The 15158-nt window shown below is 62.4% G+C and carries 10 protein-coding genes and 1 pseudogene; 8 read left to right on the top strand and 3 right to left on the bottom strand.

Features of this window, described 5'->3' with window-relative positions:
* Together Q0R02_RS07045 and Q0R02_RS07040 are read right to left on the bottom strand one after the other, a co-directional pair.
* Positions 1–492, bottom strand: a pseudogene (locus tag Q0R02_RS07045) (hypothetical protein); the annotation flags it as partial.
* Positions 493–576: 84 nt separating this feature from the next.
* Positions 577–828: a hypothetical protein gene (locus tag Q0R02_RS07040; RefSeq protein ID WP_293881942.1), complete on the bottom strand. Its 252-nt coding sequence runs from the start codon at positions 826–828 to the stop codon at positions 577–579.
* 282 nt (positions 829–1110) lie between these two features.
* On the opposite strand from Q0R02_RS07040, the gene Q0R02_RS07035 reads away from it, so the two are divergent.
* The 7 genes from Q0R02_RS07035 to Q0R02_RS07005 are packed head-to-tail and all read left to right on the top strand — an operon-like array spanning position 1111 to position 10869.
* On the top strand, positions 1111–2391 hold the full coding sequence (locus Q0R02_RS07035; RefSeq protein ID WP_293881940.1) for a lipid II flippase MurJ: 1281 nt from the start codon (positions 1111–1113) through the stop codon (positions 2389–2391).
* On the top strand, positions 2388–3389 hold the full coding sequence (locus Q0R02_RS07030) for a class I SAM-dependent methyltransferase (RefSeq protein ID WP_293881939.1): 1002 nt from the start codon (positions 2388–2390) through the stop codon (positions 3387–3389). The genes Q0R02_RS07035 and Q0R02_RS07030 overlap by 4 nt, the downstream gene beginning before the upstream one ends.
* Complete coding sequence (locus Q0R02_RS07025; RefSeq protein ID WP_293881938.1) at positions 3386–4396, top strand: glycosyltransferase family 4 protein; 1011 nt, start codon at positions 3386–3388, stop codon at positions 4394–4396. The genes Q0R02_RS07030 and Q0R02_RS07025 overlap by 4 nt, the downstream gene beginning before the upstream one ends.
* Before the next feature lie 13 nt (positions 4397–4409).
* Positions 4410–6335: an acyltransferase family protein gene (locus Q0R02_RS07020; protein ID WP_293881936.1), complete on the top strand. Its 1926-nt coding sequence runs from the start codon at positions 4410–4412 to the stop codon at positions 6333–6335.
* Positions 6336–6345: 10 nt separating this feature from the next.
* Positions 6346–7506 (top strand): glycosyltransferase, encoded by a 1161-nt coding sequence (locus Q0R02_RS07015; RefSeq protein WP_293881935.1) that lies wholly within the window; start codon positions 6346–6348, stop codon positions 7504–7506.
* Positions 7507–7508: 2 nt separating this feature from the next.
* Positions 7509–9452, top strand: coding sequence for an asparagine synthase (glutamine-hydrolyzing) (gene asnB / locus Q0R02_RS07010; RefSeq protein ID WP_293881934.1), 1944 nt, complete (start codon positions 7509–7511; stop codon positions 9450–9452).
* Position 9453: 1 nt separating this feature from the next.
* Positions 9454–10869 carry a right-handed parallel beta-helix repeat-containing protein gene (locus tag Q0R02_RS07005; protein WP_293881933.1) on the top strand — a complete coding sequence of 472 codons (1416 nt, stop codon included), beginning with the start codon at positions 9454–9456 and terminating at the stop codon, positions 10867–10869.
* Here Q0R02_RS07005 and Q0R02_RS07000 read toward each other — a convergent pair.
* Positions 10822–11421 carry a nucleotidyltransferase family protein gene (locus Q0R02_RS07000; RefSeq protein WP_293881931.1) on the bottom strand — a complete coding sequence of 200 codons (600 nt, stop codon included), beginning with the start codon at positions 11419–11421 and terminating at the stop codon, positions 10822–10824. The two genes, Q0R02_RS07005 and Q0R02_RS07000, sit on opposite strands and share 48 nt — an antisense overlap.
* A gap of 125 nt (positions 11422–11546) precedes the next feature.
* Between Q0R02_RS07000 and putA the strand changes: the two genes are divergently transcribed.
* A partial coding sequence (gene putA, locus Q0R02_RS06995; protein ID WP_293881944.1) for a trifunctional transcriptional regulator/proline dehydrogenase/L-glutamate gamma-semialdehyde dehydrogenase occupies positions 11547–15158 on the top strand: 3612 nt, incomplete at its 3' end.

The following is a 15158-nucleotide window of genomic DNA, read 5'->3' as shown; positions in this document are numbered from 1 at the left end:
GCCGCTTGAAAGAACCATAAGGATCAGCACGCCACAGACAGTCGGGAGCCGTGATCGCGGCAACCGCGATACGATCATGACCATCGCTAATGGCGGCACCGTGCCCAGCAGCGCATTCACCGTATAGTCCGGTGTCAGACTTATCATACGCCAGATCGGCGCGATGCCGGCTGCGCGGTCGATTGTCACTACGAGCGACCGCCCGGGAAGATTACTCCACCAGGAATAAGGTAGCGGCACCAGTTGAATACACATGATCGCGGCAAGGCTGGCCAGAAACCAGAACGGCGCCGCCGGGGCGCTCTCCTCCGGGCTGAAAAACAAGATGGCCGAAGCGCCGACGATGATCGACAGCAATCGCAAGGGGACAAGTGACAGGACATCGGCCCGCGACGCGCCGCCCGTCAGAAATATCAGGATGATGAACGCCACCGCGAGAACAAAGGCCCAAAGGTTCGGCGTCTTTTTATAGCGCACGGCTGGCGCTGCCATCCTTCGTCCCCCAAATCAAATCAGCAATAAAAAAGCGCCCCTTCCGCTAAGAAGGAGCGCCTTTTAATCTTACGTCAACAGCGATCAGGCGCTGTTTGGCGTTCCGTTGTTCTTGTCAACAGCGATCACGATGCCTGCGATTACCGCGGCAGCGGCGAGAATGCCGATGACCACAGCCGAACCGGTAACACCGTTTGTGCGCGAAACCTTGGCGCCAACCCGGGCTGGAGCCGAAACCGCCAGCTTGCTCGACGCTGGAGCAGCCTGTGCGGCGGTGGACACGCCAACGAGCGACAGCGCCATCACTGCAGCAGTTACAATCTTCGATACCGACATTTCACAATACTCCTTTGTCACAACCTGAACTCGAACCAGCCTCTGGCACAAGACCCTATCCCACACAAGCCGATTCAGGTATGTGTGTTCAAATCTCATCGCCGTAAGTTTTTGCGGCATTTGCGGAATGCTTTCAATGCGACATGGTTCCGAATGTAAAGTCGTTCTGACAGCAAACACTTTTGCGGACTACCTATTTACTTCCCATTGTGACAAACATATCACTCCGGGAGGGTGTACTGACCAGAACTTGGCAAGAGGGTGCGTAGTGCGAGCATCGTCTTGGTAAAACAAACCCTCCAGTTGGGCATCATGAGCGCGCTCAATATCGGCTCGGCACTGGCCTTCCAATGGCTTGTGCTCACGATTCTCGGCCCTGGGGCCCAGACCGATGCCCTGTTCGCGGCGCTCACCGTCCCTCAACTATTTGCGGCAGTGATCAGCACATCGCTGACCCATGTCCTGACCCCATTGCTTGCCGGCGAATCGGCCGACGACCAGCATCGCGACTGCTGGACGCTGCTGGCACTGACGACGATCGTCTTCCTTGGGATCACCCTCGTCCTTGTGGCGCTGGCCCCCTGGTGGATTCCATTGACTGTCCCGGGGTTTTCTGCGGCGAACAAGGCACTTGCCGTCGATCTCGGCAGGATCAGCCTGATCGGCATGATCTTCACCGGGTTGAATGCGGTGCAGGCAGCAGCCGCTTTCGCGCGCCAGCGTTTTATCTGGACCGACGCAACCGCCACGTGCGCAAGCATCATCGCTGCGTTGTTGCTGGTCTGGCTGCTGCCTGTGTATGGCGTATTTGCAGCGGCCTGGATCGCAGTACTGCGACTATTGCTGCAGTCCCTGCTCCTGTTGCGTGGCATGGGCAGGCCCCGGCGTCCCGAAATGTCGCGCCCGATGGTGTCGGAAGCCTGGCGGCGCTTGCGGCCATTGCTGATCGGTGCGTCCTATTACAAGATGGACCCACTGGTTGACCGATTCCTGCTGTCTGCGCTCCCGGCGGGGTCGCTGTCGCTGCTCTATCTGGCACAGCAACTCCACAGTGCGGGCAGCCAGGTGATGGTCAAGGCGCTGGTGGTTCCGGCAATTACCCAGCTGGCCGTGGCCGCAAAGAGCGATGATGACGCCCGCTACTCGACCATCTTGAAGAGAGCATTGTGCGTCATGGCATTGGTCGCGCTGTTCGCGATCACTGCCCTCGCCGTCGTGGGCAAGCCGGTGCTTGCGCTGGCGATGGAACACGGGCGGTTTGCCCCGAGCGATTCTGCAAAACTCTGGCTGCTGCTGATGCTGACAAGCGGGATGCTTTTTGGGGGCGCTCTCGGTTCGCTGGCGGCGGGTGCATTCTATGCGCGGGGCAACACCCGCACCCCGACCTGGCTGGGCTCGATCTCCTTTACGCTTTCCATCGGTGTCAAATTGATGATGTTTAAGTTATTTGGGCTGGTGGGCCTGGCCATCGCGATATCGTCTTACTATTTGATCTCGCTTGTTATGATGGTTGGATCGCTTTACCGCCGTAAGCTGTTTGATCAGTTTCCGCTGGGCGTTTGACATTGCCCGACGAACCAGCGACCATATGGATTGCGATAAAAGTGTCAGAGTTAAAGCTTGAAACCGTGCCATGCGCCTTGGGCTGTGCTCCGTCCGATGTTCCTCTTTTTGTAGGACATGATCGGCTGCATGATCTTCCCGGGCATTTTACGGTTGTGCAATGTTCGCATTGCGGTCTCGCGCGCACCTCGCCCCGCCCCACGGCAACCACCATCGGCGCTTATTACCCGGCCGATTATGGACCTTACAAATCGACAGCCATCGACAGCGATCGGTCAAGCGACAACGGGTTCAAAATGCGCTTCGTGACCTTTGTGAAGCGATTTATCGACGTCAAGGCTCATGCTCTTCCCCCGCAGTCAGTAGGTAAAATGCTTGAAATTGGCTGTGCCTCGGGAAGTTTCTTGCACGACATGGCTATCAAAGGCTGGGAGGTTGAGGGCATTGAGTTTTCTCCTGATGCGGCGGAAACGGCGCGTGCCCTTGGGTACAGGGTCGATATTGGAGCATTGGAGACAATTGAGAGGCCCGGCGCGCAATTTGACCTTATCGTTGGATGGATGGTCATCGAGCATTTGCATGACCCCGTAGGCAGTCTTCGCAAATTGGCGGGATGGATCCGTCCGAACGGGAAGCTTGTGATATCGGTTCCAGACGCCGGAGCCGCCCAGTTCAGGATTTTCCGATCAAGGTGGTACGATCTGCATTTGCCCAATCATCTGTTTCACTTCGACGTACATAGCATCGCAAAGGTGCTAAAGGCCGCCGGCTGGAAAGTAATAAAAATCCAACGCCATCGAAATATGGCCAATCTGATCGCCAGCTTCGGATACTTGGCGCAAGACAAGGGATGGGAAAGACTTGGTGACGCCCTTGCGGCCTTCCCTGAGCGTGGCGGCAGGATCGGTGCAGGGCTGCTTTATCCCATATCGCTGGTGATGGCCTGGCTCGGGCAGACCGGACGCATGACAGTTTGGGCAGAACGTCTTCCAGAGTGAAAATCGCGGCGTTTACTGGCGGCGATGCGGTTCCAAGCGCACGATTTCGTGTGCGCCAATACGTCGCGCCATTACATACGCTTGGGATCGACCTCGACGAGATGCGAACCTCGACCGGCGCTTATCCACCCGCGGCCAACTGGCAACGGCCTTTATGGGGGGCCGCGCGCCTTGCCGAACTTGGCATGAAGGTCGTGCGCAGCCGATCATACGACGCCGTGCTGCTCCAGCGCGAGATGCTGTCGTCACTGACCACGCTCGAAGGGCTGACCGGTCGGCCCAGAATTCTCGACGTGGACGACGCCATCCATCTGTTGCGCGTGGGGAAAGTTGCTCAGAAACTGGCCGGGATGGTCGACCGGATCATCTGCGGCAATACCTGGCTCGCGGACTGGTACGCCCGGTGGAACGCGAATGTCGTGGTCATGCCGACCGGCGTCGATACCGCGCGCTACGTGCCAACCCTCGTAGCGCCTGTGGGTGGCCGATGTGTGATCGGCTGGATCGGGACATCAGCGAACTTTGGCTATCTGCAAAGCCTGGAGTCGGCGCTGGCAGAGGTCCTGCGGTCATGCCCTAGCGCGCGCCTTCTTGTCGTCAGCGACCGGGCGCCGTCCCTGCCCTCACTCGATCCTGCCACATGGACTTTCTCTCGCTGGAGCGAGGCCACTGAAATCGCCGACATCCAGCGCATGGACATCGGCATCATGCCGCTGCGGGACAGTGACTGGGCACGGGGTAAATGCAGCTTTAAGATGCTGCAATACATGGCCTGCGGCCTGCCCGTCGTCGTATCGCCTGTCGGCATGAACGCTGAGGTTCTGGCGCAGGGAGCGTGCGGCCATGCGGCAACCTCAACGTCGGAATGGATCGATGCGCTGACCAGTCTGGTATCGTCCGAACAGCAGCGCGCTACGCTTGGCGGGGCGGGTCGGAAAATCGTCGAGCAGAGTTACTCGCTTGCCAAGCTGGTCCCGCAATTCGCCAATCACCTCCGCGGTTACTGAGGGAATAAAGACGATGCTGAGGCAGGATATTCAGGCGTTGCGCGGGCTGGCGGTGCTAATGGTGGTGATCTACCATGCACGCCTCGGCTTGCTTCCTGCCGGTTATCTCGGTGTCGACATTTTCTTCGTGATCTCTGGGTTCCTGATCACCTCGATGGTCACAAAGCAGCTCGAACAGAGCCGGTTCAGTTTCCGCGAATTCTATTTCCGGCGCGCCAAACGGCTGCTCCCCGCCGCCTATACGACATTCACCGTCACCGCCGTCCTCGCGATGTTCCTGCTGACGAGCACCGAATTCCGGCAGTTTGCACAACAGCTCGCCGGGGCGGTTACCTTTACTGCGAATTTCGTGCTGATGCGGCAGGGTTCGTATTTCGGCGGCGACGCGGACCTGAAGCCGTTGCTTCATACCTGGTCGCTGTCGATCGAGGAACAGTATTACCTGATCATGCCGCTCCTCCTGTTCCTGGTGCCGCGGCGGTTCTGGCTGCCGGTTGTTGTGGCCACGCTGATTGGCAGCCTTGCGGCCTGCATTGCGGTTGGGCTGTGGAAGCCGCAGGTGGCATTCTACTTCTTTCCGACGCGCGCTTGGGAGTTGGCAATCGGATCGCTCGGCGCCTTCCTGGTCTCGCGCGACCGGCTACGACCGGCACTGAGGATGGCGTTTTGGCCCGCAGTCGCCGCCCTGCTGATCCTGCCTGTTTTTCCGATCGGCGGGCTTCATCCGGGCATCGATGCGTTTCTTGCATGTTCAGCGACGCTGGTCGTCATCTTGCGCAACCATCCCCGCCTGAACGGCCCCGCCATCCGACCGTTGGCGTTTGTCGGCGACTTTTCCTATTCGCTGTATCTTGTGCATTGGCCTTTGTTCGCCTTTGCCATGAACGCCTGGCTCGACAGCCCGCCGCTGGCCGTGAAGCTGGTGCTGATTGCCACCGCTCTTGTGCTAGCCTGGCTGCAATACCGGCTGGTCGAATATCCAGTGCATAAGGCTCCGATCACCTTTTCGCGAAAGCGCATTGCGGCGGCATTGTGCCTGTCGGTCTCGGTCATCGCGGTGCCTTATGCCGCCATCGCGCTTGGGGCCGCTCCCGCAGACTATGCGTTTGCAAGACGCGGCAATACGGGAATGGGTGACGCCTGTGTTTCCGATACCGAATTTACGGTTGATCCCGGATGTATGATCGGCACGCCCCCCACGTTGCTGGTCTGGGGCGATTCCTATGCGATGCACCTGATCCCCGGCATCGTCGCGACGCGGGGGAAGGAGAATGTCGTCCAGGCCACCAAATATGTTTGTGGTCCGCTACTGAACGTTGCACCGGTCGGCCATCTGACGGGCGCGACCCAGAACCGCGACTGGGCGGAGGGTTGCTTGGACTTCACCCAATCGGTCATCAAATATCTAAAAGACACGCCCACGATCCGCACGGTCGTTCTGTCGAGTGTGTTCAAGCAATATATGACGGCCTCCGACTTCCACGTCCTCGTACACGGGATCGATGGCGATCATGAAACGCCTGGCGGACCCGCTGTTGCGCTCAATGGCACGCGCGCAACGGTCCAGGCAATTCGCGCACTCGGTCGCAAGGTCGTCGTCGTCGCGCCCCCTCCAGCGCTCGACTGGGATGCCGGGCTTTGTGCCGAGCGACGATTGCGCGGGCTGCCCACTTTCGGTCCACACCGATCCTGTGCGATACCGGACGGTGAATACCGCACGAAACGCGCGCTGGTGCTGGGCTTTCTAGCGAAACTGCACGCCGATCCCGGGGTCGACGTGATCATGTTCGACGACATTTTGCGACGTGGAACCGAATATCCGACCATTGACAACGGCAACATCATGTACATCGCGAACGGACATCTGTCCTATAAGGGATCGGTCACGCTGGCCGAGCGCATGCAGATGGGGCGCCTGATCGCCGAGCGCGCGAGGTAAAGAGGGCGTCATGCAGCAGCGTGTCATGCACATCATCACCGGGCTGGACCAGGGCGGGGCCGAGGCCAGCCTGTTTCGCCTGGTGCAAGCAGGCAACGCCCCCGCCGACACGCACGTCATCAGCCTGACCGGCGATGGGGTCTATGGCCCGCTGCTACGAGATGCCGGTGCCGCGGTGAGCGTGCTCGGGGCAAAGTCTGCCCCCGCAATGGCCGCGTCGGTATTTAAAATTGTCCGGTTGATCCGCAGGTTCAAGCCCGATGTCATCCAGACTTGGATGTATCACGCCGACCTGGTCGGGGGACTGGCAGGCCGCATCGCAAGGGTCCCGGTATGCTGGGGCGTCCGGGCGGGAAACATCTCGACCGTGCACAACAAGCGTTCGACGATGATGGTGATGAAGGCGTCGGCGCGGCTGTCGGGGTGGCTGGCAACGCGCATCGTTTCGCCAAGCGTCGAGGCTATCCGCGTCCACTGCGCGGCGGGCTATGCCGATAAATTCGCGCTGATACCCAATGGCTATGATTTCACCGCGTTCCAGCCCGATGATAGCGCTAAAATGGCAACGCGCGCGATCCTGGGTATCGATCGACGGGCGATAGTCGTCGGCCATGTCGGTCGCGCCGATGTGTTGAAGGATCACCCCGCCCTGCTCCGCGCTTTCGAACAGGTCGCGGCAACCCGCCCCGATGCTGTCCTGCTGTTGGCCGGTCGCGGTCTTGAGATGGGTTCGCCCTATCTTCAGTCCCTGCTCGCCAATTACTCCTGTCACGACCGGGTCATCGCCCTCGGCCCGCGTACCGACATCGCCGCAGTCTTGAATGCAATGGACATTTTCGTCCTCAGTTCGGTCGGTGAAGCTTTTCCCAACGTCGTTGCCGAAGCCATGGCGTGTGGCGTGCCCTGCGTCGTGACCAACGTCGGTGATGCCGCCGAGATCGTCGGCGACACCGGATGGGTGACGCCACCGTCAGACTCCGAGCGCCTGGCGGCTGCCATCAGCGGGGCACTGGACCTGTCGCACGAGGTTTGCGCACGACGCGGTCGCGCGGCGCGCGAACGCGTCGTTGACAGATATGGGATCGACCGGATGGTCAATGGCTATACGGCGGTCTGGGCCGAAGCAATTGCAACCGGGCGACGCGAGCACTCCAGCGAAAAGAAGCATTAGACATGTGTGGCATCGCAGGTTTCTGGTCGGCGCATCCTGACAAACCGCTCCAGCCGATCGCGGCCGCGATGGGACGGGCCATCGCGTATCGTGGCCCCGACGGCAGCGGCGAATGGTGCGACGCTGCCAATGGACTGGCCCTGGCCCACCGCCGCCTGGCGATCGTCGACCTGTCGGCGGCGGGCCACCAGCCGATGGTATCGGACAGCGAACGGCTGACTATCGTATTCAACGGCGAAATCTACAATCACCTCGCCCTGCGGGCGTTGCTCGCCGGCGAACGCTGGGCGCACGCATGGCGCGGTCATTCGGATACCGAGACGCTGCTGGTCTGTTTCGATGCGTGGGGCGTCGAACGCACCTTGCAGGCGGCGGTCGGCATGTTCGCCTTCGCGCTTTGGAACCGCGATGAGCGAACGCTGACCCTTGCGCGCGATCGTTTTGGTGAGAAGCCGCTCTATTACGGCTGGCAGGGCGGCAGCTTCCTCTTTGCGTCCGAGCTGAAAGCCATCGTCGCGCATCCCGATTTCGAAAGGCAGGTCGACCGCGACGCAGTAGCCCTGTTGCTGCGTTATAATTGCATCCCTGCCCCCTGGTCGATCTGGCGCGGCATCCGCAAACTGCCGCCGGCTTCAATGATCGTGCTGCGCGGGCCTGCGGACACCGACGCCGTGCCACGGCCCTTTTGGTCCCTCCTTGACGTGGCGCTGGCCGGTGACGCCGACCCGTTGGCACTGTCCGATCAGGCAGCGGGAGATGCCCTGGAGAAGGTACTTTCGCAAGCCGTGGCTGGACAGCTGATGTCGGATGTCCCCCTCGGTGCGCTCTTGTCCGGCGGCGTCGATTCCACCACTGTCGTGGCGCTGATGCAGGCGCAGTCGGCGCGTCCGGTCAAGACCTTCAGTATCGGCTTCCACGAAAAGCAATTCGATGAATCGGTCCATGCCGCCAAGGTTGCCGAGCATCTGAAGACCGATCACACCACCTTGTTCATGACGGCCGAAGACGTTCTTGAAGCGGTGCCGAGGATGCCCGCGATGTATGACGAACCTTTTGCCGACAGTTCGCAATTGCCGACTTCGCTGGTGATGGCCCTGGCGCGCCGGCACGTCACCGTGGCCCTGAGTGGCGATGCCGGGGATGAGTTGTTCGGTGGATATAACCGCTACGTACTGGTGCCAAGGATCTGGCGTGCGATGCGTCCATTGCCGACTGGCGTCCGCCCGGCGATCGCGGCGATGATGAAAGCGATTGCGCCGTCGACCTGGGACAGTGCCGGCGCTCCGCTCAGCCGATTGCTGAAACAGCAGCATCTGGGGGACAAAGCGCATAAGCTCGCCGATCGGATTGGTAGTGCGAAATCGGTCGACGACCTGTATCTGGGTTTGCTTACCGAATGGACTGATACCGCGCGAACGGTGCCGGGCAGCAACGAAGCAGCGATATTCCTGAATCAGCGCACACGCTGGCCCAACCTGTCTGATCCCGTTGCGCGGATGATGGCGGTGGATTCGGTAACGTACCTGCCCGACGACATTCTGGTGAAGGTGGACCGCGCCGCGATGGCCGCATCGCTGGAGACCCGCGCGCCGTTCCTGGACCATCGCGTCGCGGAATTTGCGTGGCGGCTGCCGATGCATCAGAAGATCCGCGATGGCGAAGGAAAATGGCTGCTGCGGCAGGTGCTGTATCGCCATGTTCCCAAACCGCTGATCGACCGCCCCAAGATGGGCTTTGGTGTGCCGATCAACGACTGGCTTCGCGGCCCGTTGCGCGACTGGGCCGAAGCCCTGCTGGCACGGCCCGTGCTGGAACGGCAAGGTTTGCTCAATCCCGAATCGATCCGACAAGTCTGGGATCTGCACCTGTCGGGCACACGGCAATTCGGCGCCCGCCTATGGAGCGTTCTGATGCTCCAGGCCTGGTTGCAGGAACAGGGGTTGTGAGATGAGCTATCGGCCCACGCGTCGCGCCACTTTCGGCCTGCCGGTCCTCGCGCTGCCGCTGTCGGCAGGCGCCGTACCTGCGACAGGTTTCACACCGGAGATGTTCGGAGCCAGGGGTGACGGCGTGACCGACGATACACTCGCCTTTTCGCGCCTTTCCGAAGCGGTAAATGGCCAATCGGGCGGGGTCGTCAATTTACGACGAACAGTTTATCTGGTGGGTCAGCAAACCCTGCAAAGTGGCACGACCGGGGACTGGTCTTACCGTCCCGCGCCCTTGCTGGAATTCCGGAAATGCACGCAACGGCTCCAGATAATCGGCAACGGGGCCCGGCTTATCCTCGCATCGGGTCTGCGGTTCGGCACCTTCAGCCGGACGACCGGACTGGCAACAACCAACAAGCTGCCGTTCTATGATCGGACGGCGATGGCCAGCCCTTGCGCCGCGATGCTGTGGGTCGAGGATTGCAGCGGCGGGATCGAAATCTCCGACCTCGAGCTTGATGGCAATATCGGCAAGACCGTGATCGGCGGCCCGTTCGGTGACACCGGCCGCCAGATTCCGGCAACCGGACTGCTCCTGAGCAACAACCGCGGCAGCGAAATCGTGCGGAATGTTTTCAGCCATCATCACGGCACCGATGGCGTCATGATCGACGGGCTGGATGCAGCCCCCTCGAAGCTGGTGAAACGTGAGTTCACGAAGGTACGCGCCACCGACAATGGTCGCCAGGGATGCAGCCTGGTGGGCGGGCGCGGCTATTCGTTTGCGGGCTGCACGTTTGAACGGAGCGGGCGCGGGCCGGTCAGCAGCGCCCCCGGTGCCGGATTCGACATCGAGGCCGAGGGTGGCAAGGTCATTTCCGACATCAGATTTTCCGACTGTCTGTTCAGCGACAACACCGGTTGCGGGATGGTTGCCGACAGTGGACCCAGCAGCCATGTTTCCTTCACCCGCTGCACCTTCATCGGCACGACCTCCGTTGCCGCCTGGCCTTCCAAACCGTTCTACCGGTTCGACCATTGCCGGTTCGTCGGCGCGACCGTGCGCACCTTTGCCGACGACACGCCAGGGGCCGCGACCCAGTTTTCCGACTGCCTGTTCACCGACAGTCCGGCGCTGTCACCGACCGGCGTCGTTTTTCTGGTCCACCCGATCATCGACACAGGCGGTGGCAAGAACGTGCGATTCACGCGCTGCGCTTTCAAACTCGTCGGTCGCGGACGGCTGCCCTGGAGCACGGAGTCGATCTATGTAGACTGCAGCTTCAGCCAGCGAACCGACGTCATGTCCTATCCCCGCGGTGTGTTCCGGGGCACCAACGTCATCGTCGGTCACGTCGACACCAACGGATCGAAAAACTTCGGTTCACTGAAGATCAATGGCAAGGCCGTCGCCGTTTCGCCCGGCAGATAGCTCGGCGATCGTGTCGATGTCGGAAAGCTCACCGGCGCGCGCGGCGAGATGTGCGGCACCGGCAAGCAAGGAACGCGCGCCCTGGTCGCCACCGCCTTCGCGCAGCCGCGTGAAGTAACCGGCTGCAAAGATGGCGGGGGGCATCGCGATCTCGCCGTCGATCGAAGAGACCAACGGACATTGGTCAGCGTCGAACTTTGCCAGCAACGCCTTCAGATGGGCCAGGCGGACGAACGGCATGTCGCCGAGGCAGACCAGCGCCGCCCGGTATTTGGAACCCACCTCCGCCACCGCCAGCGCGAGCGAGCGTGCCATCCCCACCGGCGGTTCTGGCATCGCGACAATCTCAAAGCCGAGGGGGGCCAGCACCTCGCCGACCTCGGGTCCGCAAACGGCGATCCGGCGGCCGGTGTCCAGCGCGACAATCCGCTGCGCTGCATACAGGACCAGAGGCTGGCCGTGCAGGTCGGCCAGCAACTTGTTACCGCCCACGAACCGCGAGGATTGCCCCGCCGCGAGCAGGATGGCGGCGACTTCGGAAGAGTCGATCATGGCTGCCTTATGGTTGGTAGACCATCAGGTTGACACCTTTTCTTGGGGCTGCGGCCCTAGCCCTAGGCAAACCCATGGCAAACCCTATTTGTCAGTTTCACTTCGCAACGGAGCCAAAGGCCGCAATGCTGACCTCGACGACCCCGGCCCCGCTCTTTGCCGATTTCGCCCCGCCCGTTGCGCCACCGACCGCCCTGCGGCGTGCGATCACTGCGGCTTATCGCCGCCCTGAAACCGTCTGCGTGCCGCCGCTGTTGGAACAGGCGCGGTTGGCGCCCGCCGACGCTGGGGCCGCTGCCGCCACGGCAGCGACGCTGATTAGTGCGATGCGGGCCAAGCACAGGGGGTCGGGCGTCGAGGGGCTGGTCCAGGAATACAGCCTGTCGAGTGAGGAGGGCATCGCGCTGATGTGCCTGGCCGAGGCGCTGCTACGGATTCCCGATCCTGCGACGCGCGATGCCCTGATCCGCGACAAGATCGGCGACGGCGACTGGAGTTCGCATCTCGGTGGCGGACGATCGCTGTTCGTCAATGCGGCGACCTGGGGGCTGGTCGTCACCGGCAAACTGGCCAGCGGCGTCAATGGCAAGGGACTGGCGGGCGCGCTGACGCGACTGGTTGCGCAGTGTGGCGAGCCGGTCGTGCGGCACGGCGTCAATCTGGCGATGCGGATGATGGGCGAACAGTTCGTCACCGGCGAAAACATCGGCGAGGCACTGCAGCGCGCGCGGGCGACCGAAGCGCGGGGCTTTGCCTATTCCTATGACATGCTGGGCGAAGCGGCGACGACAGCGGACGATGCCGCGCGCTATTATGCCGATTACGAAAATGCGATCCACGCCATCGGCAAGGCATCGGGCGGGCACGGAATTTATGCGGGGCCGGGCATTTCGATCAAGCTGTCGGCGCTGCATCCGCGCTATTCACGGGCGCAGAACGCGCGGGTCATGGCGGAATTGCTGCCCAAGGTTCGGACGCTGGCGGTGTTGGCCAAATCCTATGACATCGGCTTCAACATCGATGCCGAAGAGGCGGATCGACTGGAATTGTCGCTCGACCTGCTGGAAGCGCTCGCGCTCGACCCGTTACTCACGGCATGGAATGGGCTGGGCTTCGTGGTGCAGGCTTATGGAAAGCGCTGTCCGTTCGTGTTGGATTTTATTATCGACCTGGCCGAGCGGGCCAGTCGGCGGATCATGGTGCGGCTGGTCAAGGGTGCCTATTGGGATGCCGAGATCAAGCGTGCGCAGATCGACGGGCTGGTCGATTTCCCCGTCTATACGCGCAAGATTTATACCGACGTCGCCTATGTCGCCTGCGCGCGCAAGCTGCTGGACGCGCGCGACCGCGTTTTTCCGCAATTCGCGACGCACAATGCCCAGACGCTGGCGACGATCCATCGGATGGCGGGACCCGTGTTTGCCGTCGGCGACTATGAATTCCAGTGCCTGCACGGCATGGGCGAACCCCTGTACGATGAGGTCGTTGGCAAGGGGAAGCTGGACCGCCCGTGTCGCATCTACGCGCCGGTCGGAACGCACGAGACGCTGCTGGCCTATCTGGTCCGGCGATTGCTGGAAAATGGCGCGAATTCGTCGTTCGTGAACCGCATCTCCGACCCTGCCGTGCCGATTGCCGAACTGATCGCCGATCCGGTCGATGCGGTGCAGGCGATGACGGTGATAGGCGCAAGCCACGCGCAAATTGCCCTTCCCAGCGCCTTGTTTCCAACGCGCCGTAATTCGCAGGGTCTGGATTTGTCCGATGAGGCCAGCCTGGCGGAATTGGGCGTGGCGCTGGTGACCAGCACGGGAATCGCGTGGGAGGCTGGCGGCGCGGGGGAACCGGTGCGGAACCCGGCGGACCGCGACGACGTGGTCGGCCATGTAGTCTGGGCATCGACCGCCGATCTGGACGCCGCGCTGGGACGCGCGGCAGGAAGGGCAGGCTGGGCAACGGTCGACGAACGCGCCGCCGTGCTGGAACGTGCCGCCGACCTGATGCAGGCGCGGATGCCGGTGCTGCTGGGGCTGATCGTGCGAGAGGCAGGCAAGTCGGTTGCCAATGCCATTGGCGAGGTGCGCGAGGCAATTGATTTCCTGCGCTATTATGCCGAAATGGCGCGACGGACACTGGGCGACACTGACCTCCCGCTAGGCACGGTGGCGTGCATCAGCCCGTGGAACTTCCCGCTGGCGATCTTTACCGGACAGGTCGCAGCCGCGCTGGTCGCAGGCAACGCCGTGATCGCCAAGCCTGCCGAGGAAACCCCGCTGATCGCCGCCGAAGCCGTGCGCCTGCTGCACCAAGCGGGGGTTCCGGGCGACGTCCTGCAAATCCTGCCCGGCGATGGGTCCGTTGGCGCGGCACTGGTCGCGGCACCGCCGGTCGCGGGCGTGATCTTCACCGGATCAACCGAGGTCGCGCGGGCGATCCAGCTGCAACTGGCCAAGCGGTTGTCGGCGGGAGGCAGGCCCCTGCCCTTCATCGCGGAGACCGGCGGGCAAAACGCGATGATCGTCGATTCCTCTGCCCTTGCCGAACAGGTCGTGGGCGATGTCATTGCCTCCGCCTTCGACAGCGCGGGCCAGCGGTGTTCGTCGCTGCGTATCCTGTGCCTGCAGGAGGACGTGGCCGACCGCATCCTGGCCATGCTGAAGGGTGCGATGCAGGAAATTACGATAGGCCGCCCCGACCGGCTGGCGGTCGATATCGGCCCGGTGATCACCGACGAAGCCAAGGCGAACATCGAACAGCATATCGAGCGGATGCGCGCTCTGGGGCGGCGGGTCGAACAGGTGGGCGCGGCTGGAAACCTGGCGACGGGCAGTTTCGTGCGCCCGACGATCATCGAACTGGAAAACATCGCCGACCTGACCGGCGAAGTCTTCGGGCCGGTGCTGCATGTCGTCCGCTATCGGCGAGAGGGGCTGGACCGGCTGATCGACGACATCAATGCGACGGGATATGGCCTGAGTTTCGGGCTGCACACCCGGCTGGACGATGCGACCGACCATGTCACCGCGCGCGTCGGGGCGGGCAATCTTTACGTCAATCGCAACATGATCGGCGCGGTCGTGGGCGTGCAGCCATTCGGCGGACGCGGCCTGTCGGGAACCGGTCCGAAGGCTGGCGGGCCACTGTATCTGGGGCGATTGGTCCAGACCGCGCCGACGATCGTGCGCGATGGGGTTCGGCCGGGCGATCCGGTGCTGGACGATTTCGCGGCCTGGCTCGATGCGCGGGGGTTGGCTCCGCAGGCTGCGCGTGCCCGCGCCATGGGGTTGGGGTCGGGGCTGGGCTGGACCAGCGAAATGCCCGGACCGGTCGGCGAACGGAACAGCTATGCGCTCCATCCGCGCGGCCGCATCTTGCTGGACGCCGACACGACCGACGCGCTGTATGACCAGGTCGCGGCGGTCCTGGCGACGGGCGACCAAGGCATCGTCATCGGGTCGGTCGGCGCGATGGCCGGGCTGCCCGCCCGCGTCGCTGCGCGCGTCAGCCATGTGGCCGATTGGGAGGGGCGCGGCCCCTATGCCGGGGCGCTGACCACGAAGACGGGGGGGGCGTTGATCGATTTCCAGGCTGCCATCGCCGCATTGCCGGGGCCGATCGTGCCGGTCCAGACCGCCGACACCATGGCCGACCTGCCCTATTGCCTCGACTGGTTGCTGGATGAAGTCACGATTTCGGTCAACACCGCGGCGGCGGGCGGCAATGCCAGCCTAATGGCG

Source organism: Sphingomonas sp., from assembly GCF_025353885.1.
GTDB lineage: Bacteria > Pseudomonadota > Alphaproteobacteria > Sphingomonadales > Sphingomonadaceae > Sphingomonas_O.
The sequence above is the reverse complement of the archived record's forward strand: the minus strand, read 5'-3'. Positions and strand labels throughout refer to the sequence as shown.